Consider the following 22,398-nt stretch of genomic DNA (forward strand, 5'->3'; position numbering starts at 1 on the left):
ACTTCCCCTACTTCGACGACGAGGTCGGGGCCGTCGTCGGCTCGCCCGAGACCCGCTGAGCGTGCCGCGGGGGCGCGCTGGAGCGATCCGCACCCCGCTCCGCGGCACCCTGCCGGCGGATGCGCGGCGTCTGCCGGGCTGAGGCCGGCACGTGCCGCACACCTTCCGTACGCGCCGCACACGCTGCAGCCCGCGCGCCACGTACGGAAGGTGTGCGACGGCCGGCTGATCGGCCGACGCCGGTGTCGTCCCCCGGGCCCGTCGATCGACCGATCCCGGTGTGCGCCACGGAACGGGACCGTTCACCTACGCCCGGAGAGGCCGGGCGAACGGAACGGACGGAGCAGGACGATGATGAAGAAGACGCTGGTCACCGGCGGTGTGGCGGCGCTGCTGACACTGGGCGCGGTCGCGACGGCCGGGTCCGCGATGGCCGCCGAGACAGCGAGCCCGAACGGGGTGATCACCCGGGCGACGACGTCGTACTCCAGCCCGTCGAACCAGAGCGCACCGGTGTCGTCGCTGCCGAAGGACACGCAGCTGCAGGTGCAGTGCGTCGTCGAGGGCCAGACCCCGCCGGGCAGCAGCAACTTCTACTGGGTGCGGGTCAACGACGCGAACGGGTCGTCGTTCGTGCACCGCGACGCGATCACGGTCGCGCCGGGCCTGCGGCACTGCTGAGCCGCAGCGCTCAGCGCTTCTCGGTGTCCCCGATGGAGCACAACGGGCAGCGGCGCCCGGGTTCGGCGGTGAGGTCGGGCATGCCGGGCGTCGCGGTCTGCCCGCAGATCGTCCGGCGTGCCTGCCCCGAGATCACCCGGTGCAGCACGGTGTCCGACTCGATCCGGACCCAGCGTTGCCCGTGGTGTTCCGCCGGCGGCTTGGGCGCCTTCGGCGCTCGTGGCGCCTTGGGTGTGGAGGCGGCGGGGCGCGTGGCCGGCGCCGGGGGCGCGGCCGGGGGAGGCGCGGGGTTGAGCGAGCGCCGCAGCCGGGCGACGCGGCGTTCGAGCTTCTCCGCGTCGTCGACGACGCGTCGCCACCGTGCGTCGGTGCCGCTGGGGTCCTCGCTGCGCGCGGCGCGGTGGAGGTCGTCGAGTCGGTCGGTCAGCCCGTCGAGGTCGGCGTCGGCCGCGTTCCCGATGCCGCGCACCTCGATCCCGAGGGCGTCCAAGGACTTCATCGCAACGTCGAAATGGTCGAGCGGGCGGCGTTCGGCGTGTCCCGTGTCCACGTCGGGAAAGTCTAGGCCGACGTTTTCGCCGCCCTCCCCGTGGCGCCGTGCGCTACCGAACGAGCTGGAACGTGCTTGCGCACGGGCGCCCGCGGGGCGACCGTGGGGGGCACGGAACGCCACGACGACCGGTGAGGATGCGATGACCGCAGCCACGCGCCTCCGGTCGGTCCTGCGCCCGTCGCCACCCACGGCAAGTCGATCGCGCACTGGGCGCTCGTGCTCGCCGCGCTCGGCTACCTCGCCTGGCAGTCGCCCGACCTGCTCCGATCCGCCACCGAGGCAGGCGACGCGCTCGCCCGGCTCAGCTGGACCTGGACCGGTGTCTGCGCGCTGCTCGCACTGGCCGCCCTCGCCGTCTACGGGGAGCTGCACCGACGGCTGCTCGTCGTCGCCGGAGCGCCCGTCGGCGTCGTCCCGATGCAGGCCATCACGTTCGCGGAGAACGCCATCTCCAGCACCGTGCCCGTCGTCGGCGGGGCCGGGTCGATGGCCTACTCGATCGCCCGGCTGCGCCGCCGCGGCGTCGACCCCACCCTCGCGTCCTGGTCCGTCGTGCTCCCCGGAGCGTTGTCGACGATCGTGCTGCTCGTCCTCGCCATGATCGCCGCCGGAGCGGCGGGCTGGCTGCCGGTGTGGCTCGCCGTCGTCCTCGGCCTGGCCGTCGCGCTCGGGTCGGCGCTGCTCTGGGCCGTCGTCACCCGGCCCGCCGTGCTGCGCCGCGCCCTCACCGGTCTGCTCCACGTCGGCCGCCGCATCCCCTGGGTGTGCCACCACTGCCGCGGCGCCTGGGCCCTCGACCCCGACACCGTCTCCGACCGGCTCGCCGCCCGCATCGGCCTGCTCCGCCCCACCCCGCCGCAATGGGTCGTGCTCGTCGCGTTGGCCGTCGTCAGCTGGGGTTTCGACTTCCTCGCCCTCGCCGCCGCGGCCACCGCCGTCGGCATCCCCGTCGAATGGGCGCCGCTCGCCCTCGGGTTCCTCGCCGTCCAGGCCAGCATCGCCCTGCAGATCCTCCCCGGCGGCGCCGGCCTGGCCGAGGCCGGGCTCCTCGGCACCCTCGTCGCCGCCGGCGTCGGCGCCGGACCCGCCGCCGCCACCGTCCTCGTCTACCGCGTCATCACCTGGCTCGGCCTGTCCGTGATCGGCTGGATCGTCTACGCGATCCAGATCCACGCAGGCCCCACCCACCGCCACCGGCACGCCCCGGAGCTCGCTCCGCACGCGGCCTGACCGGCCCGTCCCACGAACACGGCCCGCCCCACGGGTGCGGGACGGGCCGTGGACGGTCGTTCGTCAGGCGTTGGCGCTCGCGTCGCGGCGCGGCAGCACCCAGTCGGGCCTCGGGAAATGGCAGGTGTAGCCGTTGGGGATGCGCTCCAGGTAGTCCTGGTGCTCGGGCTCCGCCTCCCAGAACGGGCCCGCCGGCTCCACCTCGGTGACGACCTTGCCGGGCCACAGCCCCGACGCGTTCACGTCGGCGATCGTGTCCTGCGCGACATCACGCTGGTCGTCGTTCACGTAGTAGATCGCCGACCGGTACGACATGCCGATGTCGTTGCCCTGCCGGTTCTTCGTCGTCGGATCGTGGATCTGGAAGAAGAACTCCAGAATCTCGCGGTAGCTGGTCTCGGCCGGGTCGAAGACGATCTCGATGGCCTCGGCATGCGTGCCGTGGTTGCGGTAGGTGGCATTGGTGACGTCCCCGCCGGTGTAACCGACGCGCGTCGTGACGACGCCGGGACGGCGCCGGATCAGATCCTCCATACCCCAGAAGCACCCCCCGGCGAGGATGGCCTTCTCGGTCTGGCTCATGTCGGGTTCCTTCCGTCGTGGGCCTGCCACCACGGTCAACACGTGGAAGGGGATCACCCATCCCGGGAAGGCGCTCGCACTTGCGGTGGTGGCGGTCACCCCAGCATGCCCCCCGGGACGCCTCGGCGACAGAGGCAGCCGACGGTCGATCAGCCGAAGTCGGCGGGGCCGAACTCGCGCGGCTCGACCAGAACCATCCAGTTCCCGGAGTTGTCGCGGGCCACGGCCTCGATCCCGTACGGACGCTCCTCCGGCGGGTTGATGAACTGCACACCCTTGGACAGCAGGTCCTCGTAGGTCTTGCGGCAGTCGTCGACGTTCATCCCCAGCCCGTTCATACCGCCGCCGTCCTGCGCACGCCTGATCGCCTCGATCATCTCCGGCGAGAACGGCGGCCCCGGAACCGTCAGATGCACCTGCAGCTCGGGCTGGTTCGGGTGCCTCACCGTGCACCAGCGGTAGCCGTCGCCGATCGTGATGTCGGTGTGCTCCTCGAAGCCGAGGACGTCGATGTAGAAGGCCTTGGACTCGTCGACGTCCTTGACGAAGACGCTGGTGATGCTGATGTTCGTGATCATGCGGGAAAGGCTAGGAGCCGTCGCGGTCCGCGGGCTTCTCCTGGATTGCGGAGTCGCGCTTCTCCGCCAGCCCCCACATGAACACCCAACATCCCGGGATGCGCGGCGCCCCCGCCTCCGACCACCGCCGCTGGAACTCCTTCGGCGTCTCCCCGACGATCTCCCGGAACCGGCTGCTGAACGAGCCGAGGCTGGAGAACCCGACCGAGTGGCAGACCTCGGTGACCGTGAGGTTGGTGGCGCGCAACAGGTCCTGCGCCCGCTCGACCCGCCGCTGCGACAGGTGCGCCGCCGGGGAGAGGCCGTACGCCGCGGTGAACAGGCGCTGGAAGTGGAACTTGCTGATCCCCGCGACCGCCGCCACGGCCCCGAGGTCGAGCTGCTCGGTGTAGTGGCTGTCGATGTGGTCGCGCGCCCGGCGCAGGTGGACCAGCACGTCCCCCGGCACCCGGACCTGCGGTTCCCCCACTCCACGAAGTCTAGGACCCGTGGATTCGACATGAGGGTCGAGACGGCGCCCGGATCGAACCCTCACGTCGAACTCGCCGTCGGGACCGAGGGCGTTCTGAGGCTTGAGGGGCCGCGAGACCCAGGAGCACACTCCACGCATGGGTAAGCGTGACGGATCGACGCTCTCGATCGGCAGCACCGGCTCCATCCTGTCCATCGGGAGCAGCGGTTCGATCCTGTCGGTCGGCTCCACGGGCTCGATCCTGTCGATCGGGTCGGTCGGGTCGTTCCTGTCGGTGTGGTCGGTCGGGTCCTTCGGCTGCATCGCGTCGATCTTCAGCGCGCTCTCGGAGCGCTCGATCCTCTCGTGGCGGTCGCGCCGCGCGCTCCTGGCGTCCGGGGTCGACAACCGCGCCGGGGTGACGCCGATCAGGCCGTCACGTACCGGGTGAGCCGGTGAGCGCCGCGCCGGCCCCGCAGCAGGTGCGGTTCTGCCGTTCCCGCGACGGCGCCCGCATCGCGTTCCCGAGCGTGTCGACCGGCTGAATCCTGTCGAGTTGGAGCCCGGCGACGATCGTCGACGAGCAGGACGCCGAGATGGAGGGGGCGGGCGCGGCCGGAGAGCGAGTTCCGCCGCGTCTTCACCAGCCTGATGATCCCCGGCGCGACGCCCGAGCAGATGGCGTGGGGTGGACGACCTGCTCGAGATGGCCACGTCGGCCGACAACTGTATCGCCGCACGTCGCGGGCGTCACGACGTCCACGTCCGTCCGCTGCCGCCCGAGCTGGACGTGCCGACGCTGGTGATCCAGTCCCGCGGCGACAGGCTCACCGACTTCGACGAGGCCCGCGAGCTCGCCGCGAGCATCCCGGGGCCCGGCTGGATCGAGCCGCAAACCCCCTGTGAGCGGCAATAGTCGCTATAGCGACTATTGCCGCTCACAGGGGGTTTGCCCTCCGACAGCGGGGGAGCGCCCGATCGATCCGCGCCGCGAGCCGCGCCAGTGTGGAGCGAACGCGACCACGGCGACGAAACGGACGGTGCCCGATGCTGCACGCCGAACCGGAGACCGACACCGGGACCGACCCGGCCGAGCTCCACGCCCTCGTACGGCAGCACGGGACCGGCACCCTGCCCGCCGAGCTGCTCACCCGGCTCCACGAGGAACGGACCGCCACCCGCGACCCGTTCCTCATCGACTACCTCGACGGCGTCCTCTCCGCCTCGGGCGCGCAGCTGGGCATGCTCCTGCTGGAGCGGGTCCGGACGGCCGCCGCGCTGTCGGCGGAGGAGATGGCGACACTGCTGGTCGCCGACGTCGTCGCCCACGAACGCACCGGCGACGAGCACCGCCGGCGGGTCCGGCACGCGCTCCGCTTCGTCGCCGTCGCCACCGGGACCCCGCTGGCCGACATCGACCCGCCCGCGTTCCCGGACGGTCCGGCCGAGCCGTGGTTCGAACGCACCGTCACCGCGGCGGACGGCGACGAGTTCGCCCTGGTCCGCGTCCTGCAGGCCCGGGAGATGCTGTTCACCGTCCTCGCCGACGACGTCCGCGCCGCCACCCTCGCGGTCCGCGACGGCCGGCCCGACGAGGCGGCCGAGCTGATCGCCCATGCGACGACGATGTTCGACCGCGCCACGATGCTGTCGCGCGTGGTCGCAATCCCGCTCGCCGGCGACGTCCGGTCGGAGCGCTACGAGCGGTTCGCCGCGGCGTGCGGCCCGCTGGGCACGCGGCTGGGCGAGGCCCGCCCGGACACCCTCGCCGGCTCCGTCGCCGCCGACCCGGAGTCCGAGCTCGTCCCCGCCCTCGACCTCCTCGACGAGGCCCGGCGCCGATGGGCGGGCCGGCTCGCCGCGGACGCGGCCCGGGTCCCGGCAGCCGTGGCCGCCGCCTGATGGGCTGTCCCGACGACCGGGTCGGTTCGGCAGCGGACGTCGTCCGGCTGGGCGCGGTGCCGCGGGCGGCGGCTGCGGGCCTGGTCGTGGCCACGGGCCCGACCTAGTGTCGACGGCATGGACATCCCGGTGCTGGCCTTCGACCGGGCGCGTGGCGCCGACGGCACGTTCGACCCGCAGTTCCTCGACGCCCTGCGCGCCGCGCTGCACGAGGTGGGCTTCCTGCAGCTGACCGACTTCGGCGCCGCCCCCGGCCAGGTCGCGGAGTTCACCGAGGTCGTCGGCCGGTTCTTCGCCCTTCCGCTGCAGGACCGGCTCGCTCTCGACAACCGGCTGTCGCCGCACTTCCGCGGCTACACCCGGCTCGGCCACGAGATCACCGCGGGCCGCCCCGACGCCCGCGAGCAGCTCGACTACGGCCCCGAGCTGCCGGTCCGGCCGCGTGCGGAGTGGGACGCGTCGTTCCGGCTGCTGGAGGGCCCCAACCAGTGGCCCGACGCCGCGCTGCCGGAACTGCGCACCATCGTCCTGGCCTGGGCCGACCTGATGTGCCGGGTCGCCGACGAGCTGACCCGCGCGGTCGCGGCGTCGCTGGGGCTGCCCGAGGACCAGTTCGCCGACGCCTTCTCCGGGGAACCGCACTGGTTCGGCAAGCTGATCCGCTACGTCGGCGCCGACTCCGACGGCGCCGAGGCCCAGGGCGTCGGCCCGCACGCCGACTGGGGCTTCCTCACCCTGCTGCTGCAGGACGGCACCGGTGGCCTGCAGGCCCGCCCGCCGCGGGCGACCGAGTGGGTCGACGTCCCGCCCGTCGACGGGGCGTTGGTGATCAACGTCGGCGAGATGCTGGAGGTGGCGACGCACGGCTACCTGGTGTCGACGGTCCACCGCGTGCTGCCGTGCGCGCCGGGGACGACGCGGCAGTCGGCCGGGTTCTTCTGGTCGCCGCGCCTCGACGCCACGCTCGACGCCGTCCCGCTGACGCCCGAGCTGGCCGCGAAGGCGCCGGGCGTCACCGAGACCGCGCACAACTCGCTGCTGCCGCGGTTCGGTGACAACGCGTTGAAGGGCTGGTTCCGGTCGCACCCCGAGGTGGCGCAGCGCCATCACCCCGACCTGACCGCCCCCCTGTGAGTGGCAATAGTCGCTATAGCGACTATTGCCACTCACGACCGCGCGAGCGCGGTCGTCGTCCGGCTCCGCGCCCTGCACGTCGACAGGACTGCGCACCGGAACGAGGCGGGCAGGTCACACGACCGGTGGCGGCCACGCGAGATCCACGGGACGATCCGGACGTGGACTACGCGACGATGCGTGACCTGTTCTTCGCCGCCCCCTCGCAGGAGCGCCCGCAGGCGCGCGCGGCCACCGGGGCGAGCCCCGCCCGCGCGCTGCGCGACGCCTTCGAACCTCTTGCGTCGCAGGCGATCTGGTCGGCCGAGAGCGCCGACGGCTACCGCGAGCTGGGGCTCGACGACTTCTTCGTCGCCTACGTCCGGCAACGCACCGCGCCGCTGGGCGAGCCCGCCGCGCCGGTCGCGGTGACCGCGATGGGCGTGTTCGCCTACGACCTCATCGCGCCCCAGTACGAGGCCGGGATCGCCGCGATCAGCCGGGCCGACGCCGTCCGTGTCCGCACCAACGCCCCGGGCCCGACGTTGCGTCGTGTACTGGCCGGCGAACCGGATCTCGACGCCCGCGCCGCCGCCGTCCTCGCCGCGCTGCGCCGGGGCCTCGACGCCGCCGACGCCACCTCCCGGCCCCTGTTCACCGGGCTGCGGGCCGAGCCGTGGCCCGCCGACGTCCTCGCCGCCCTCGTCCACGCCTGCAACCAGCTGCGTGAGCACCGCGGTGACTCCCACCTCGCGGTGTGCGCGGTCGCGGGGCTCGATCCCGTCGAGATGAACATCCTCACCGAGCTGTACTGCGGCTACCCGATCCTGGAGTACACCGCGACGCGCGGGTGGAGCCCCGAGCAGATGGAGGCCGCCGTGGGCAGGCTCCGGGCCCGGGGACTCGTCGACGGGTCCGGCGCGATGACCGCCGCCGGCGTCGACTTCCGGCACGGGCTGGAGGAGCAGACCGACGCGATGCAGCAGTCGATCGTCGACGCGATCGGCGACGACATCGGTGTCGTCACCGCGGAGCTGAACCGCTGGTCGGACGCCCTGGTGGCCGGGGGTGCGGCGCCGGTCGACCCCGCGAAACGCCTCGCCGGGTAGGTCGTGAGTGGCGATGGTCGCTATAGCGACCATCGCCACTCACAGGGTTGTCGCTCATGCCGCCAGGGAGATCGCGACCTGTTCCAGGCGGTCCATCGCCTCCTGCATGCCGCCCTCCATGCCCGACCCGATGTGGGCGTCGCGGTGCTCCGGGACGGGGTGCTGCACCAGCATCGTCAACGTCGTGCGACCGTCGGCCTCGGTGAACGTGACCGTGTCGAGCGCCTCGCCGTCGGGCATGCCCTCGAACACCTCGGTCATGACGAGCTTCTCGTGCGTGTCGATCTCGCGGTACTCGCCGTGGAAGCCCACCTCGAAGCCGCCGTCGGCAACGAGGACGTAGCGCCACGCGCCGCCGACGCGCAGGTCGACCTCCGCGAGCGTGACCACGCCGCGCTCGCCCGCCCACCAGCGCTTGATCAGCTCGGGCGTGGTGTACGCCTTCCACACCAGGTGTTTCGGGGCCGCGAACTCCCTGGTGATGACGATCTCGCGGTCACCCTGCAGCGTCACCGTCGCGCTGTGGGTCGTGGTCGTGTTTCCGCTCATCGTTCTCCGCCTCCATCAGTTCCTCGAGTACGACGTCCATCCGGTCGAACCGCTCGGACCAGAGCTGCTCGAAGCCGCGCACCCATTCGTGGATCGGCTTGAGCGGCACGGGGTCGAGCCGGTACAGCCGGCGGCGTCCGTCGTCGCGGACGTCCACGAGGCCGACCTCCCGCAGCACCTTCAAGTGCTTCGAGACCAGGGGCTGTGCGACGCCCATCCGCTCGACGATCTCGTTCACCGCGAGTTCGCCGCGTGCGAGGAGGTCGAGGATCTGTCGCCGCCTCGGCTCGGCCACCGCGTTGAACGCGTCGGTGGTGGTCGCCGCCCGTGCCATGACCGAAGCGTATATCCATATGGGAATACGTCAAGGGGTGCCTCTTCCGGCCTTCACGTTGTTGAATGTCGACGAGGACGTCCCTGTGGCAAGGAGGCCATCGAGTGACCCAGTCCGTCGAGACCGCGAGCGCAGCAGCGACCGCCACCGAGCAATGGCTCACCGCGTTCCAGAACGCGTTGACCGCACGCGACGTCGACGCCGCCGCGGCGCTGTTCGCCGACGAGAGCTACTGGCGCGACATCGTCTCGTTCACCTGGAACATCACGACCGTCGAAGGGCCCGCAGGCGTCGCCGACCTGTTGCGCGCCACCCTCGACGACGTCGAACCCGCCGGTTTCCGCGCCACCGAGGAACCCGCCGAGGCCGACGGTGTGATCACCGCGTGGATCGCGTTCGAGACCAAGGTCGGCCGCGGATCGGGCCTGCTCAGACTCGTCGACGGCAAGGCATTCACCCTGCTCACCACGCTGGACGAGCTGAAGGGCCACGAGGAGCCCGCACGCGACCGACGCGCCCAGGGCGTCCGCCACGGTGCCCACCGCGACCGCGTCACCTGGGCCGAGAGCCGTGAGCAGGAGGCCGCCGAGCTCGGCTACACCGTCCAGCCCGAGGTCGTCATCGTCGGCGGCGGCCAGGGCGGCATCGCGCTCGGCGCGCGGCTGCGCCAGCTGGGCGTCCCCGCGATCATCATCGAGCGCAACGCCCGCCCCGGCGACTCCTGGCGCAAGCGCTACAAGTCCCTCGCCCTCCACGACCCGGTCTGGTACGACCACCTGCCGTACATCCCGTTCCCGGAGAACTGGCCGGTCTTCTCGCCGAAGGACAAGATCGGCGACTGGCTCGAGATGTACACGAAGGTCATGGAGCTCAACTACTGGGGCTCGACGACGGCGAAGAGCGCGTCCTACGACGAGTCCTCAAAGACCTGGACCGTCGTCGTCGACCGCGACGGCGAAGAGGTCACCCTCCAGCCCAAGCAGCTCGTGCTCGCACTCGGCGCGTCCGGCCTGCCTGTCGTCCCCGAGATACCCGGAGCCGAGAAGTTCCGCGGCGACCAGCACCACTCCTCGGCCCACCCCGGACCCGACGAGTACAAGGGCAAGAGGGCCGTCGTCATCGGCTCGAACAACTCCGCCCACGACATCTGCGCCGCGCTCTGGGAGGCCGGCGCCGACGTCACCATGGTGCAGCGCAGCTCCACCCACATCGTCCGGTCCGACACCCTCATGGACCTCGGCGTCGGCGACCTCTACTCCGAGCGCGCCCTCACCGCCGGCGTCACGACGTTCAAGGGCGACACGATCTTCGCGTCGCTGCCGTTCCGCATCCTGCACACGTTCCAGATCCCGGTGTACGCGGCGATCAAGGAGCGCGACCAGGAGTTCTACGACCGGTTGGAGAAGGCCGGCTTCGACATCGACTGGGGCGTCGACGACTCCGGCCTCTTCCTCAAGTACCTGCGCCGCGGCTCGGGCTACTACATCGACGTCGGCGCCTCCGAGCTCGTCGCGAACGGCGACGTCAAGCTCGCCAAGGGGCAGGTCACCGAGCTGACCGAGGACGAGGTCGTGCTGGAGGACGGCACCCGGCTGCCCGCCGACCTCGTCGTCTACGCCACCGGCTACGGCTCCATGAACCAGCTGGCCTCCGACATCATCGGCCAGGACGTGGCCGACAAGGTCGGCAAGGTCTGGGGCCTCGGCTCGGGCACGCCCAAGGACCCGGGCCCCTGGGAGGGCGAGCTGCGCAACATGTGGAAGCCCACCGCCCAGGAGGGTCTGTGGATCCACGGCGGCAACCTCGCCCTGTCCCGCTACTACTCGCTCTACCTGGCCCTGCAGCTCAAGGCGCGCCAGGAGGGCATCCCGACACCCGTCTACAACCAGGCGGAGGTGCACCACACCGAGTGACCCCTGTGAGCGGCAATAGTCGCTACAGCGACTATTGCCGCTCACGACCTGGGGTAGGCCCGCGTATGGCGCGACCGGCTTTCGTCCTGCACGAGCACCGACGACCGCGGCACCACTTCGACCTCCGGCTGGAGGAGAACGGGGTGCTGCGGTCGTGGGCCGTGCCGCGCGGCCTGCCCGACGACCCACGCCGCAACCGGCTCGCCGTCCCGGTCCCCGACCACGCGATGGACCACCTCGGCTACACCGACGCCGACAAGGACATCGCCGACACCGGCTGGTGGGAGGAGCACGACCGCGACGACCGGCGGATCGTCTTCACCCTCCACGGACGCGCCGGCGCCCGTCGCTACGCGCTCATCCACACCGGCGACGACTGGCTGCTCCACCTCACCAAGGAGCAGCCCGACGTCACTTCTTGAGCCGCCGGCTCCCGGCGTGCCAGTCCTCGACCTTCCCCGACTCCTGCGCGCGGACGCCCATCGACGGCAGCTGCGGACGTTCCCGCAGGCTGCGCTTGAGCTCGGCGAACCCGGGGAACCGGGCCAGGCCGACGACGTGGTCCCACAGCTGCGCGGCCTGCTCCTCGTCGGGCAGGCGGCTGATCACCGGGCCGAAGAACGCCACGCCCTCCGGCGGCTCGAAGTGCAGGATCGGGGTACCGACGTCCTTGCCCGTCAACGACAGTGCCTCGTCGGACTCGGCCTGGATCCCGATGTCGAAGGACTCGTCGTCGAGCCGGTCCGCGAACGACGTCGGCAGCCCCGCCTCCGCGAGCGCCCCGGCCGCCAGCTCCGGGGTGCCCTGCCAGCCGAAGTCACGGCTCTTGTCCGGGTCCGTCTCGAAGATCCGGGCGCCGAAAGCGGCGTAGAGCGGGCCCATCGCGTCGCGGCCGTGCTCCTCGCGCACCGCCGACGCCACGCGCAGCAGCCGCAGGCCCGCGGTGTGCTGGGCGTCGTAGCCCTCGGGGAAGTGGCTGTCGTAGTCGAGGTGTGAGTTGATCAGTCGTAGCGAGATGAACCGCCAGTCGACGGCGTAGTCGCGCTGCGACTGGACGATCCGGATCCACTTGCTCGTCATCCAGGCGAACGGGCAGATAGGGTCGAAATAGAAGTTGATGTCTGCTTTTCCTGCTGCATCCACACCCACGTGTCCGAGCCTAGAACGCGCCCGGCAGTACCCGGGGCCCCGACGGCACCTTTCGGTCCCTGTCCCGATCTCGGCGTCGCGGGAGTCGCCGAGGAGGTCGACCGGGACGTCGCCGGACCGACCAGCTGCGGCCCCCGGCCCCACCGGATGGAGTAGAACTGGTCGCAGTCGACGACGACACACTGGGAGACAACACATGCCGCGCCTGGACGTCACCATTCCCGCTCCCGACGGCGATGCCGCCGCGACCCTGCACGTCCCCGACGGCGACGGCCCCTGGCCGGGGGTGCTGATGTTCCCCGACGCGGGCGGCGCCCGGGAGACGTTCTCGAACATGGGCGACCGGATGGCGTCGATGGGCTACGTGACGCTCGTGCCCGACGTCTACTACCGCAACCCCGGCTACGCGCCCTTCGACTTCGCGACCGTCTTCTCCGACCCCGACGAGCGCGCACGCCTCGGGGAGCTCATGGGCTCGCTCACCAACGACCGGCTGATCGCGGACGCGAACGCCTACCTCGACTTCCTTCTCGCCCGCCCCGAGGTCACGGGTACCGGGGCGGGGACGACCGGCTACTGCATGGGTGGTCGCGCGTCGATGCTGGTGGCGGGCGGCGTGCCGGACAAGGTCGCGGCGGCGGCGTCGTTCCACGGCGGCCGGCTCGCCCCCGCCGACGACCCCACCAGCCCGCACCTGCTCGCCGGGGCGGTGAAGGCGAAGGTCTACGTGGCCGGGGCGGCCGACGACGCGTCGTTCCCGCGGGAGCAGTTCGATACCCTCGACGCCGCGCTGACCGACGCGGGCGTCGAGCACACCATCGAGACCTACCCGGCCGCCCACGGGTTCGCCGTGCCCGACAACCCCACCTACGACAAGGACGCCGAGGAACGGCACTGGGCGGCCCTCGGCGACCTCTACGGGTCGGCGCTCAGCCACTGACGGGCGTCTCCCGGCCCGTCCACCGGCGCGTTCCCGGCCGGGGCAATAGGCTCGGCGATCCACACTCCTGGGGGCCGCCCGTGATCAACGACGACGAGCGCATCGCGCTCTTCCTCGACTACGAGAACCTCGCGATCGGTGCGCGGGAAGGGCTCGGGGTGTCGCCGTTCGACTTCGGCCCGATCGCCGACGCGTTGGCCGAGCGGGGCCGGGTGGTGTCGCGGCGGGCGTACGCCGACTGGTCCTACTTCGACGAGGACCGCCGGCTGCTGGCGCGGGCGCAGGTCGAACTGATCGAGATCCCGCAGCGCCTCGGCGGCTCGCGCAAGAACGCGGCCGACATCAAGCTGGCCGTCGACGCCATCGAGCTGGCCTACGAGCGCGGCTTCGTGACGACGTTCGCGATCGGGACCGGCGACTCGGACTTCACCCCGCTGGTCCACAAGCTGCGGGAGATGGACAAGCGGGTGATCGGGATCGGGGTGCAGTCGTCGACGTCGGCGCTGCTCCCGCCGGCGTGCGACGAGTTCCTGTTCTACGACCGCCTTCCGGGTGTCGACGCGCACCCGCCGGTGCGCAGGAGCCGCCGCCGCGAGCCGGTCGCGGCGACCCGTGCGCCGGACCCGGTCGTCGTGGTGACGGAGCCCGACCCTCCACCCGAGCCGGTGCTCGACGAGCCCGTGGCGACGACGGACGGCGACGTCGGCCGGCTGGTCGCGAGCACGCTCGCCGGGCTGCAGCGCCACGCCGACGGCCCGGTGCCGGCGTCGCGGCTGAAGCGGGCGATCCTGCGCAAGGACCCGACGTTCGACGAGGGCGACCACGGTTTCCGCGGTTTCGGGGAGCTGCTGCGCCATCTGGAGGCAGAACGCGTCGTGGAGCTGCGGCAGGGCAGTGCGCAGGGCGATCCGGAGGTGGCGTTCCCGCAGGACGGTTCGGCCGACGACGACGCGTTCGCGCTGCTCGTCGACGTGGTGCGCGGTCTGGCGGGTCGCGACGGTGTGCAGCTGTCGGGGTTGAAGGACCAGATGCGCAAGCGGGTGCCCGACTTCAGCGAGAAGCGCCACGGCTTCAACAGCTTCCTGTCGTTCGCGAAGGCGGCGCGGGCTCGCGGGCTGGTCGCGATGGAATGGGACGATGACCTCGCCGACCACCGGTTGAGCCTGCGGTGAGCGCGCCGCCGCTGGAGCCGATGCCCGAGGACTGGACCCGCGGGCTCGCGGTCGTCGCCCATCCCGACGATCTGGAGTACGGGGCCTCGTCGGCGATCGCGCGCTGGACCGCGGAGGGCCGTGACGTCGCCTACCTGCTGGCCTGCCGCGGCGAGGCCGGGATCGACACCCTTCCGCCCGCGGAGTGCGGACCGCTGCGCGAGGCCGAGCAACGTGCGGCGGCGGCCGAGGTCGGCGTCTCGGTCGTCGAGTTCCTCGACGACCACCCCGACGGCCTGATCGAGTACGGGATCCCGCTGCGCCGCGACATCGCCGCCGCGATCCGCCGGCACCGGCCCGAGCTCGTCGTCACCGGGAACTTCCACGAGACCTGGTTCGGTGGCGGTGGCCGCAACATGGCCGACCACGTCGCCGTCGGCCGTGCCTGTGTCGACGCGGTGCGCGACGCCGCGAACCGGTGGCTGTTCCCCGAGCTGGGTGAGCCGTGGGCCGGGGTGCGGTGGGTGGCCGTGGCCGGTTCGCCGCTCTCCGGCCACGGCGTCGCCGTCGACGACCACATCGACCGCGGGATCGCCTCGCTCGCCGCGCACCGCGCGTACCTGGCGGCGCTCTCGGGCGACATGGCCGACCCCGGGGCGTTCCTCCGCTCGCATGCCGGGCGGGCGGCGCAGCGGCTCCCGGGCGCCCGGTTCGCGACGACGTTCGAGCTCATCCCGGTGTGAGTCCCGGTGTGAGTCCCGGTGCGACTCCCGGTGTGGGACGAGACCGGCCGGCGCCGCGGCCCGGGGTGTCCACGGCGGCGCCGGCCCGGGAGTCAGGCGGCCAGCGTCCCGTGCGGGTCGATCACGTATTTGCGTGCCGCTCCCTTGTCGAACTCCTGGTAGCCGCGCGGGGCGTCGTCGAGGGAGATGACGGTGGCGTTGACGGCCTTCGCGATCTGCACGCGGTCGTGCAGGATCGCCTTCATCAGCCCGAGGTTGTAGCGCATGACGGGGCACTGGCCCGTCGTGAACGACAGCGACTTCGCCCAGCCGGTGCCCAGCGACAGCGACAGGGCGCCGATCTTGGCGGCCTCGTCGATGCCACCGGGGTCGCCGGTGACGTAGAGCCCCGGGATGCCCAGCGCGCCACCGGCGGCGGTGATCTCCATGAGCGAGTTCAGGACGGTCGCGGGTGCCTCGGACGACGACCCGTCGCCGTGCCCGCGTGCCTCGAACCCGACGGCGTCGATGCCGGCGTCGACCTCGGGGACGCCGAGCAGCTGTTCGATCTGGTCCTTCGGGTCGCCCTTGGAGACGTCGACGGTTTCGCAGCCGAACGACCGCGCCTGCGCGAGCCGGTCCTCCTGGAGGTCTCCGACGATCACGACGGCCGCCCCCAGCAGCTGCGCCCCGGCCGCGGCGGCGAGCCCGACCGGCCCGGCGCCCGCGACGTACACGGTCGACCCCGGCTTCACGCCCGCGGTGACCGCGCCGTGGAAGCCGGTCGGGAAGATGTCGGAGAGCATCGTCAGGTCGCGGACCTTCTCCATGGCCTGGTCGCGGTCCGGGAAGACCAGCAGGTTGAAGTCGGCGTACGGGACCATCACGTACTCGGGCTGGCCGCCGACCCAGCCGCCCATGTCGACGTAGCCGTACGCCGAACCCGGCCGGTCCGGGTTGACGTTGAGGCAGATCCCGGTCTTGCCCTCCTTGCAGTTGCGGCAGCGTCCGCACGCGATGTTGAACGGCACCGACGCGAGGTCGCCGACCTTGGTGAACTCGACGTCCGGCCCGGCCTCGACGACCTCGCCGAGGATTTCGTGGCCTAAGGACCAGGCCTGCCGGGGCGGTCGTGCGTCCGCGGACCATGTGCTGGTCGCTGCCGCAGATGTTGGTGCTGACGACCTTGAGGATCACCCCGTGGTTGCACTTGCGGCCGACGTTGGCGGGGTTGACCCCGGGGCCGTCCTTGAGCTCGAGCGTCGGGTAGGGGATGTCGTGCACCTCGACCTTCCCCGGTCCCACGTAGGCGACTGCCCTGTTCCCCGACATGTGCGCTCCCTTCTCGTGACGAATGGCCTCCTTCCCGGCGTACCCCGATGCGGCCGTGACGAGAACCGCTGAACGGCCCGCGTCGCTGAACCGGAGGAGGCACTCACCACCCCCGGGTTGCCCACGACCGTCCGGTCGGTCGACGATGCGGACGTGCCGACGACCGCCACCCGCGACATCTCCCCGTCCGACCGCGTCCGCGACTACACGTCCCGCTTCCGGACGTTCCTCGACACCGAGGTGGCGCCGCTCGAGAACGAGCTGGACACCGCGGGCGCCGGAACCCCGTGGAACCCACGCGTCGACGACAAGGGCCGCATGCACCCGCTCGTCTGGGAGGCCCGCCGCGAGGTGCAGCGCCGCGCGGCCAAGGCCGGGCTCTACAACCCGCACATCCCCGCCGAGCTGGGCGGCGGCGGGTTCGGGCGGGTCGAGATGCACCACGTCGAGGAGTACGTCTACCGCGAGTCGGGCCTCGGCCTGGGGCTCGCCGCGCTCGCCTGGACCGAGGGCGCCAACCCCGCGATCACCCACGTCTCCGACACCGCCCGCGGCCGCTACCTCGACCCGCTGCTCGCCGGCGAGGTGACGACGGCGTTCGCCAACACCGAGCGCGACGTCGGGACCGACGTGCTCGCCATGGGCACCCGCGCCCGCCGCGACGGCACCGACTGGATCCTCGACGGCACCAAGGCGTGGATCACCAACGCGCACTTCGCGGACTTCGTGCAGGTCGTGGCCGTCACCGAGCCCGGCGCGGGCACCCGGTCGCTGTCGATGTTCCTCGTCGACGCCGACGCCCCCGGTTTCCGACGGGGCCGCGACATCCCGACGATGCTCAACGACGGGCTGACCGGCGAGCTGCATCTCGACGGGGTGCGGGTACCGGCGGAGAACGTCGTCGGGGAGGTCGGCGACGGGTTCGCGCTGGCCATGTCGTGGATCAACTGGCGACGGATGTGCCGCGGCGGGATGTGCGCCGGCTGGGGTTCGTGGCTGCTCGACCGGGCGACGGAACGGGCGCGCACCCGCGAGTCGGGCGGGCGCCCGATCGGCGACCTGCAGGCGATCCAGCACCTGCTGGCCGACATGGACGCCGACGTCTACGCCGCCCGCTCGACGTCGCTGGTCGCGCAGGCCGACCTCGACGAGCTGGGCGCCTTCGACATCCCCGCGCACGGCGACGTGCCCCGCCTCGTCTCCCTGATCAAGATCGTCAACGACGAGGCGTTCTTCCGGGTCACCGACCGGGCCGTCCAGATCCACGGCGGCACCGGGTTGCTGCTCGGCTCGGCCGAGGAGAAGCTGTTCCGGATCGCCCGCAACCTGCGGATCCCGGCGGGGACCGTCGAGATCCAGCGCAACGCCATCGCGCGCGGGCTGCTGCGTCCGTGAGGCTGCTCGGCTGCGTCACCGGCCGTTTCCAGCCCGTCCACGACCAGCACCTGGAGCTGTTCGAGCTGGTCGCGGCGGAGTGCGAGCACCTCGTCGTCGCCGTCACCAACCCCGACAGCGGTGCCCGTCGCGAGGAGCCGACGTCGGCGCACCGGCACACGCCCGAGGCCAACCCGTTCACCTACTTCGAGCGGGCCCGGCTGCTGACGGTCGCGCTGGAGGCCGCGGGCCTCGGTGGTCGAATGACGATCGTGCCCTTCGACCTGACGCGTCCCGAGGTGTGGACGCAGTACGTGCCGCGCCACGCCCACCAGTACGTCCGCGCGTTCTCGGCGTGGGAGCGCGACAAGGCCGGCCGGCTCGCGGCGGCGGGCTACGAGGTGACGGTGATCGACGGCGACCCGGCGACGAAACTGCACGCGGCCGACGTCCGCGCCTGTCTCCGGGACGGTGGCGACTGGGCGTCGGCAGTGCCGGCCGCCACCGTCCCGGTGCTGAAGGCGCTGCAGCCGTGAGGGCGCCCGGGTACGGCGAGGGCCAGCCGCGCCTCGACGACGACCGGATGCCCGTCGTGCTCGTCGTGCTCGACGGGCTGGGCGACCGGCCTGTCCCCGAGCTGGGCGGCCGCACACCGGCCGAGGCCGCGCACACCCCTGTTCTCGACGAGCTGGCCCGCCGCGGCGCGTCGGGTTGGCACGTGCCGTTCGGCTGGGGCCGGGCGCCCGCGTCGGAGCTGGCGCACTGGGCGATGTTCGGGTTCGCCGACGTGCCGTTCCCGGGCCGCGCGGTCGTCGAGGCTCTGGGCGCGGGTCTCGACGTGCCCTACGGCGTCGCCGCCACCCACGCCGCGCTGCGGACGTCGGTCGCCGATCGGGGCCTGGTGTGGCTCACCGGCCGCGCCGCTCGCTCCGACGCCGACGACGCCCTCGCCCTGTTGGAGGGTCTCGCCCCGGTCCTGGAGGACCACGCCGCGACGCTGCAGCCGATCGGTGCACGCGGCGAGGCGTTGCTGCTGCTCGACGGCCATCCCGAGGGCGCGGTGACGGACTCCGACGCCTTCTTCGAGGACCGGCACCCGTGGTTGCGGCCGCTGCCGACGCGCCCCGTCGACACCCCGGCAGCGCTCGTCCTCACCGACCTGCTCCTCGACGCCCGCGAGCTGCTCCTCGCCCACCCCGTGAACGCCGCCCGCCGCGACCGCGGCCTGCCCGCCCTCGACGTGCTCACGACGAAGTGGTCCGGCACCCGCGAGCTGATCCCGAGCTTCACCGCCAACGCGGGCGTCGCCGGGGGCATGGTCACCAGCACCCGGCTCTACCGCGGCCTGGCCGAGGTACTGGAGATGACGGACCTGCACCTCCCGCCGGTCCCGGACGTCGCCGCCGACCTCGCCGCCCGCGTCGACGCCGCGGGGGCGCTGATCGCCGAAGGGGCGCGGTTCGTCCACGTCCACACCAAGGCCACCGACGAGGCCGGCCACACCAAGCAGCCCCTCGCCAAGCGCGACGTGATCGAGGCCGCCGACGCCGGTCTGGCCGCCCTGCACGATCTCGCCGACCGGGCCGTCGTGTGCGTGACCGGTGATCACGCCACCCCGTCGACGGGCGGGGTGCTGCACACCGCCGACCCGACCCCGCTCGTCGTCGCCGGCCCCGACGTCCGCCCCGATGCCGTCAGCGCGTTCGGCGAGAGCCACGCCCACGGCGGCTGGTACGGCACGGTGCGTGCGGCGGAGCTGTTGCCGCTGCTGTTCGGACACGCCAACCGTCCCGTGTTCCTCGGTCACCGGGCGACGCCCGCGCCGACCCTGGCGCTGCCCGACCACCCCGAGCCGATGCCCCCGCGTGCCTCGACAGGGCTCGTGCCCTGAGAGGCTCGACACGGTTTCCGATAGTGGATGCTCGCACACTATGAGAAGTAAAGTCGGTCCGGTGACACTTCCTGCGTTCCTCGACCTTCCGCCGCGCTCGGTGAAACCGCGGACGGTCGGCGTCACTCACGTCATCGACCAGGGGGCCGGTACCGCGGCCACGGCCGACCTCCTGGCGTCGGCGGCAGGGCACATCGACATCTGGAAGGTCGGCTGGGGCACCGCCTACGTCGACTCCGCGCTGCCGGCCAAGCTCGCGCTGCTCGAGGCGCACGACGTCGCGGCCTGCCTCGGCGGCACGATGCTCGAGATCGCGTGGGCCCAGGGCGCGGCCGAGGCCTGCCTGGAATGGGCGGGCGAGGTCGGCTTCCGGCTGATCGAGGTCTCGCGCGGCACCGTCGCGATGTCGATGCAGGAGAAGCGTGAGCTGATCCGCCGCGCGTCGCGCGACTTCACCGTCCTCGCCGAGACCGGCGCCAAGTCGCCGGGCGAGCGCAACCCGGCGCGGCACTGGCCGGCCGAGTGCCTGTCCGATCTCGACGCGGGCGCGAGGTTCGTCGTCACCGAGGGCCGGCAGAGCGGCAACGTCGGCACGTTCGACGAGTCCGGCCGGGTCCGTCCCGACGTCGTCGAGGCGGTCGTGGCCGCCACCGGCGTCGAGCGGGTGATCTTCGAGGCGCCGCGCGCGGCCCAGCAGGCCTGGTTCGTCCGACGTTTCGGTCCCGACGTGAACCTGGGCAACGTCGCGCTCGCCGACGTGCTGTCGGTGGAGACGCTGCGGCTCGGGCTGCGGTCGGACACCGCCGCCGTCGTGCGCCGCGAGCACCAGGAGGCGGAGCTCGCCTGACTGTCGTCCGCACTCAGGCGGGGCCGGCCGTCCGGCGTCTTCCGCACCCGGGGAGCACGTTGCCCGACGACTGGGGCACGATGGGGCGCGACAGTCCTTCTCGACGGCGCACCCCGGCCGCTGGTCACGGTCGCGCGCTGCTCCTGACCTGGAGTGACGGTGATTCGCACCGGTCTCCCCTGTCGGGGGGCGTTGACACAGAACGGCCGTTGAGTATGGTAAAAATCCTGAATCGCATAGTGAACGACTGGCGAACCTCAGCGTAGACGGCGGAAGGCGGGCGCAACGTGCCGCGGAAGACAGTGATCATCGGTGGCGGTCCCGCCGGGACCGGCGCCGCAGGTGGCGTGAAAGCCGTGGACCCCTCCGCTGAGGTGGTGCTCTACACGCAGTTCGAGGACATCGCCTACAGCCCGTGCGGCATTCCGTACGTCCACGGTGGCGAGATCGACAGCTTCGACCGGCTGATCCTGGCCGGCAAGCAGGCGTACGTGGACGCGGGCATCGACGTCCACTACGAGACGACCGTCAAGTCGATCAACACCGCGAAGAAGACCATCATGGTCGAGGGCGAGGGTGAGGTCTCCTACGACAGCCTCATCATCGGCACCGGCTTCGCCTACGCCGACCCGGGCGTCCCCGGCACCGAGCTCGGCGGCCTGTACTACGTCAAGAACATCCGGGCCGCCCAGGAGTGGGACAAGGTCATCGCCAACTCCAAGCGTGCGGTCGTCGTCGAGGCGTCCCCGCTGGCCATGGAGATGGTCTCGGCGCTGGCACACCGCGGTATCGAGACGCACCTGGTCGACGCCAACCCGTACGCCCTGTCCAACATGGCGGACCCGGACATCATGGCGCCGGTCGAGGAGTCGTTCCGCGAGCTCGGTATTCACCTGCACTACAACACCACCCTCGAGGCCTTCCTGGGCGACTCCGAGGGCAAGCTGCGCGCGATCAGGACGTCGGCGGGCGAGATCCCGGTCGACCTCGCGGTCGTCGCGACGCACAAGACCCCGAACAACGCCCTCGCGGCGGCGGCGGGCATCAAGATCGGCTCGACCGGCGGCCTCATCGTCGACGAGAACATGAAGACGTCGGCCCCCGACGTGTGGGCCGCGGGCGACGCCTGCGAGATCCCGCACGGCCTCGCGGGTACGCCGCTGCAGGGCCTCACCGGCTCGCACGCCTACGCGCAGGGCAAGGCCGCCGGCCAGAACGCCGCCGGCGGCTCGAAGGCCTACCGCACCGTCTTCATCCCGTGGGGCACGCCCGCCGGCAAGTGGGTCATCGGCGGGGCCTCGTTCGGTGAGGCCACCGCCACCGCACTCGGCATCCCCTACATCGTCGGTGTCGCCGAGGGTGTCTCGCGCTCGCGCTACTACTCGGGCGTGAAGAAGACCAAGCTGAAGATCCTGGCCGACCCGAAGTCGCACAAGATTCTCGGCGCCCAGATGGTCGGCGGCGGCGACGGCATCAAGGAGCGGGCCGACTTCCTGGCCCAGGCCATCCGCTTCGGCATGACCCTCGAGGACCTCGCCACCATGGACACGGTCTTCGCGCCGGCCATCGGCGCGCTCACCGAGCCGATCGTCGCCGCGGCCAACAACGGCCTCGCGGCCGCGAAGAAGGGCTGATCGTGGCAGGCGGGTTCTCCGGCTGGCTCCGTCACAACGCCGAGCACTACCTGCTTGTCGACGCCCAGCGCAAGCTGTCGATCAAGCTCGGGACGGCCGCCCCGCGGCCGCCCAAGGGTGCCAAGGAGATCTTCTGGCTGAAGATCTTCGCACCGGTCTACAGCGTGCTGCCGTGGCCGCTGCGTCACTCGATCATGCGCGCCATGCCGGGAAGTCACCGCAAGACGTGGGCCTCGCCGCCACCCCTGCAGGGGCCGGCGGTCTGACCCTCGAAGCACCACCCATCCAACAAGAAGGAGTGCACTGTGGCTCAGATCGTCGGTGAGCGGGCTCAGGCGGGCGACGCGATTGTCGACTACGACC

Annotated in this window: 26 protein-coding genes; 18 read left to right on the forward strand and 8 right to left on the reverse strand. The window is 71.9% G+C overall.

Features of this window, described 5'->3' with window-relative positions:
- The first annotated feature begins 351 nt into the window (after window positions 1-351).
- On the forward strand, window positions 352-681 hold the full coding sequence (locus tag PSU4_RS10280) for a superantigen-like protein SSL4 (RefSeq protein ID WP_147105554.1): 330 nt from the start codon (window positions 352-354) through the stop codon (window positions 679-681).
- A 10-nt stretch (window positions 682-691) separates the two neighbouring features.
- On the opposite strand, the gene PSU4_RS10285 is transcribed toward PSU4_RS10280, so the two are convergent.
- Window positions 692-1,231 carry a hypothetical protein gene (locus PSU4_RS10285; protein WP_147105557.1) on the reverse strand — a complete coding sequence of 180 codons (540 nt, stop codon included), beginning with the start codon at window positions 1,229-1,231 and terminating at the stop codon, window positions 692-694.
- 219 nt (window positions 1,232-1,450) lie between these two features.
- Between PSU4_RS10285 and PSU4_RS10290 the strand changes: the two genes are divergently transcribed.
- Window positions 1,451-2,464, forward strand: a complete 1,014-nt coding sequence (locus PSU4_RS10290; protein WP_186816859.1) for a lysylphosphatidylglycerol synthase transmembrane domain-containing protein — start codon at window positions 1,451-1,453, stop codon at window positions 2,462-2,464.
- A 63-nt stretch (window positions 2,465-2,527) separates the two neighbouring features.
- On the opposite strand, the gene msrA is transcribed toward PSU4_RS10290, so the two are convergent.
- The 3 genes from msrA to PSU4_RS10305 form a co-directional block, all read right to left on the reverse strand.
- The gene (gene msrA / locus PSU4_RS10295) at window positions 2,528-3,046 is read right to left on the reverse strand and encodes a peptide-methionine (S)-S-oxide reductase MsrA (protein ID WP_147105562.1); all 519 of its coding nucleotides are present in this window, start codon (window positions 3,044-3,046) and stop codon (window positions 2,528-2,530) included.
- Window positions 3,047-3,195: 149 nt separating this feature from the next.
- Window positions 3,196-3,624, reverse strand: a complete 429-nt coding sequence (locus tag PSU4_RS10300) for a VOC family protein (protein WP_147105565.1) — start codon at window positions 3,622-3,624, stop codon at window positions 3,196-3,198.
- Window positions 3,625-3,634: 10 nt separating this feature from the next.
- Entirely contained in the window at window positions 3,635-4,093 is a 459-nt protein-coding gene (locus tag PSU4_RS10305) for a helix-turn-helix transcriptional regulator (protein ID WP_147105568.1), read from the reverse strand.
- Between the two features lie 139 nt (window positions 4,094-4,232).
- Between PSU4_RS10305 and PSU4_RS10310 the strand changes: the two genes are divergently transcribed.
- The 5 genes from PSU4_RS10310 to PSU4_RS31215 all read left to right on the forward strand — a co-directional run bounded on the left by PSU4_RS10310 (window position 4,233) and on the right by PSU4_RS31215 (window position 8,199).
- Window positions 4,233-4,526 (forward strand): hypothetical protein, encoded by a 294-nt coding sequence (locus PSU4_RS10310; protein WP_147105571.1) that lies wholly within the window; start codon window positions 4,233-4,235, stop codon window positions 4,524-4,526.
- 237 nt (window positions 4,527-4,763) lie between these two features.
- Window positions 4,764-4,991 carry an alpha/beta hydrolase gene (locus PSU4_RS10315; RefSeq protein ID WP_147105574.1) on the forward strand — a complete coding sequence of 76 codons (228 nt, stop codon included), beginning with the start codon at window positions 4,764-4,766 and terminating at the stop codon, window positions 4,989-4,991.
- Between the two features lie 131 nt (window positions 4,992-5,122).
- A complete protein-coding gene (locus tag PSU4_RS10320; protein WP_147105577.1) occupies window positions 5,123-5,977 on the forward strand; it encodes a hypothetical protein in 855 nt (284 codons plus the stop codon).
- Window positions 5,978-6,094: 117 nt separating this feature from the next.
- Entirely contained in the window at window positions 6,095-7,111 is a 1,017-nt protein-coding gene (locus PSU4_RS10325; RefSeq protein ID WP_147105580.1) for an isopenicillin N synthase family dioxygenase, read from the forward strand.
- Window positions 7,112-7,272: 161 nt separating this feature from the next.
- Window positions 7,273-8,199 carry an SCO6745 family protein gene (locus PSU4_RS31215; RefSeq protein WP_186816860.1) on the forward strand — a complete coding sequence of 309 codons (927 nt, stop codon included), beginning with the start codon at window positions 7,273-7,275 and terminating at the stop codon, window positions 8,197-8,199.
- A gap of 54 nt (window positions 8,200-8,253) precedes the next feature.
- On the opposite strand, the gene PSU4_RS10335 is transcribed toward PSU4_RS31215, so the two are convergent.
- Both PSU4_RS10335 and PSU4_RS10340 read right to left on the reverse strand, forming a co-directional pair.
- Window positions 8,254-8,748: an SRPBCC family protein gene (locus PSU4_RS10335; RefSeq protein WP_147105583.1), complete on the reverse strand. Its 495-nt coding sequence runs from the start codon at window positions 8,746-8,748 to the stop codon at window positions 8,254-8,256.
- Window positions 8,696-9,082: an ArsR/SmtB family transcription factor gene (locus tag PSU4_RS10340; protein WP_147105586.1), complete on the reverse strand. Its 387-nt coding sequence runs from the start codon at window positions 9,080-9,082 to the stop codon at window positions 8,696-8,698. The genes PSU4_RS10335 and PSU4_RS10340 overlap by 53 nt, the downstream gene beginning before the upstream one ends.
- 104 nt (window positions 9,083-9,186) lie before the next feature.
- Between PSU4_RS10340 and PSU4_RS10345 the strand changes: the two genes are divergently transcribed.
- The gene (locus PSU4_RS10345; RefSeq protein WP_147105589.1) at window positions 9,187-10,995 is read left to right on the forward strand and encodes an NAD(P)/FAD-dependent oxidoreductase; all 1,809 of its coding nucleotides are present in this window, start codon (window positions 9,187-9,189) and stop codon (window positions 10,993-10,995) included.
- Between the two features lie 65 nt (window positions 10,996-11,060).
- Entirely contained in the window at window positions 11,061-11,417 is a 357-nt protein-coding gene (locus PSU4_RS10350) for a DNA polymerase ligase N-terminal domain-containing protein (protein WP_147105594.1), read from the forward strand.
- Here the strand turns inward: PSU4_RS10350 and PSU4_RS10355 are convergent.
- Window positions 11,407-12,144 carry a mycothiol-dependent nitroreductase Rv2466c family protein gene (locus PSU4_RS10355; RefSeq protein ID WP_147105597.1) on the reverse strand — a complete coding sequence of 246 codons (738 nt, stop codon included), beginning with the start codon at window positions 12,142-12,144 and terminating at the stop codon, window positions 11,407-11,409. The two genes, PSU4_RS10350 and PSU4_RS10355, sit on opposite strands and share 11 nt — an antisense overlap.
- Window positions 12,145-12,340: 196 nt before the next feature.
- Here PSU4_RS10355 and PSU4_RS10360 point away from each other — a divergent pair, with 196 nt between their 5' ends.
- The 3 genes from PSU4_RS10360 (at window position 12,341) to PSU4_RS10370 (ending at window position 14,978) form a co-directional block, all read left to right on the forward strand.
- Window positions 12,341-13,084: a dienelactone hydrolase family protein gene (locus tag PSU4_RS10360; protein ID WP_147105600.1), complete on the forward strand. Its 744-nt coding sequence runs from the start codon at window positions 12,341-12,343 to the stop codon at window positions 13,082-13,084.
- 80 nt (window positions 13,085-13,164) lie between these two features.
- On the forward strand, window positions 13,165-14,256 hold the full coding sequence (locus tag PSU4_RS10365) for an NYN domain-containing protein (RefSeq protein ID WP_147105606.1): 1,092 nt from the start codon (window positions 13,165-13,167) through the stop codon (window positions 14,254-14,256).
- Entirely contained in the window at window positions 14,253-14,978 is a 726-nt protein-coding gene (locus PSU4_RS10370) for a PIG-L deacetylase family protein (protein ID WP_147105609.1), read from the forward strand. The genes PSU4_RS10365 and PSU4_RS10370 overlap by 4 nt, the downstream gene beginning before the upstream one ends.
- Window positions 14,979-15,070: 92 nt before the next feature.
- Here PSU4_RS10370 and PSU4_RS10375 read toward each other — a convergent pair whose 3' ends face one another.
- The gene (locus tag PSU4_RS10375; protein ID WP_246115040.1) at window positions 15,071-16,054 is read right to left on the reverse strand and encodes an alcohol dehydrogenase catalytic domain-containing protein; all 984 of its coding nucleotides are present in this window, start codon (window positions 16,052-16,054) and stop codon (window positions 15,071-15,073) included.
- A 388-nt stretch (window positions 16,055-16,442) separates the two neighbouring features.
- Here PSU4_RS10375 and PSU4_RS10380 point away from each other — a divergent pair, with 388 nt between their 5' ends.
- The 6 genes from PSU4_RS10380 (at window position 16,443) to PSU4_RS10405 (ending at window position 22,301) form a co-directional block, all read left to right on the forward strand.
- The gene (locus tag PSU4_RS10380) at window positions 16,443-17,684 is read left to right on the forward strand and encodes an acyl-CoA dehydrogenase family protein (protein WP_147105612.1); all 1,242 of its coding nucleotides are present in this window, start codon (window positions 16,443-16,445) and stop codon (window positions 17,682-17,684) included.
- Entirely contained in the window at window positions 17,681-18,199 is a 519-nt protein-coding gene (locus tag PSU4_RS10385) for an adenylyltransferase/cytidyltransferase family protein (RefSeq protein ID WP_147105615.1), read from the forward strand. Before PSU4_RS10380 ends, PSU4_RS10385 begins: the two co-directional genes overlap by 4 nt.
- Window positions 18,196-19,554, forward strand: a complete 1,359-nt coding sequence (locus PSU4_RS10390; RefSeq protein WP_147105618.1) for a BPG-independent phosphoglycerate mutase family protein — start codon at window positions 18,196-18,198, stop codon at window positions 19,552-19,554. The genes PSU4_RS10385 and PSU4_RS10390 overlap by 4 nt, the downstream gene beginning before the upstream one ends.
- A gap of 61 nt (window positions 19,555-19,615) precedes the next feature.
- On the forward strand, window positions 19,616-20,401 hold the full coding sequence (locus PSU4_RS10395; RefSeq protein ID WP_222596222.1) for a phosphosulfolactate synthase: 786 nt from the start codon (window positions 19,616-19,618) through the stop codon (window positions 20,399-20,401).
- Between the two features lie 302 nt (window positions 20,402-20,703).
- The gene (locus PSU4_RS10400) at window positions 20,704-22,035 is read left to right on the forward strand and encodes an FAD-dependent oxidoreductase (protein ID WP_281290670.1); all 1,332 of its coding nucleotides are present in this window, start codon (window positions 20,704-20,706) and stop codon (window positions 22,033-22,035) included.
- A 2-nt stretch (window positions 22,036-22,037) separates the two neighbouring features.
- Entirely contained in the window at window positions 22,038-22,301 is a 264-nt protein-coding gene (locus PSU4_RS10405; protein ID WP_147105627.1) for a hypothetical protein, read from the forward strand.
- The last annotated feature ends 97 nt before the right edge of the window (window positions 22,302-22,398 follow it).

It is taken from the genome of Pseudonocardia sulfidoxydans NBRC 16205, assembly GCF_007989085.1.
GTDB classification, from domain to species: domain Bacteria; phylum Actinomycetota; class Actinomycetes; order Mycobacteriales; family Pseudonocardiaceae; genus Pseudonocardia; species Pseudonocardia sulfidoxydans.

Bases quoted from the DNA above. Each gene is read 5' to 3' on its own strand.
- PSU4_RS10280 (WP_147105554.1), top strand. From the start codon at position 352: ATGATGAAGAAGACGCTGGTCACCGGCGGTGTGGCGGCGCTGCTGACA.
- msrA (WP_147105562.1), bottom strand. From the start codon at position 3,046: ATGAGCCAGACCGAGAAGGCCATCCTCGCCGGGGGGTGCTTCTGGGGT.
- PSU4_RS10300 (WP_147105565.1), bottom strand. From the start codon at position 3,624: ATGATCACGAACATCAGCATCACCAGCGTCTTCGTCAAGGACGTCGAC.
- PSU4_RS10310 (WP_147105571.1), top strand. From the start codon at position 4,233: ATGGGTAAGCGTGACGGATCGACGCTCTCGATCGGCAGCACCGGCTCC.
- PSU4_RS10320 (WP_147105577.1), top strand. From the start codon at position 5,123: ATGCTGCACGCCGAACCGGAGACCGACACCGGGACCGACCCGGCCGAG.
- PSU4_RS10325 (WP_147105580.1), top strand. From the start codon at position 6,095: ATGGACATCCCGGTGCTGGCCTTCGACCGGGCGCGTGGCGCCGACGGC.
- PSU4_RS10335 (WP_147105583.1), bottom strand. From the start codon at position 8,748: ATGAGCGGAAACACGACCACGACCCACAGCGCGACGGTGACGCTGCAG.
- PSU4_RS10340 (WP_147105586.1), bottom strand. From the start codon at position 9,082: ATGGCACGGGCGGCGACCACCACCGACGCGTTCAACGCGGTGGCCGAG.
- PSU4_RS10350 (WP_147105594.1), top strand. From the start codon at position 11,061: ATGGCGCGACCGGCTTTCGTCCTGCACGAGCACCGACGACCGCGGCAC.
- PSU4_RS10360 (WP_147105600.1), top strand. From the start codon at position 12,341: ATGCCGCGCCTGGACGTCACCATTCCCGCTCCCGACGGCGATGCCGCC.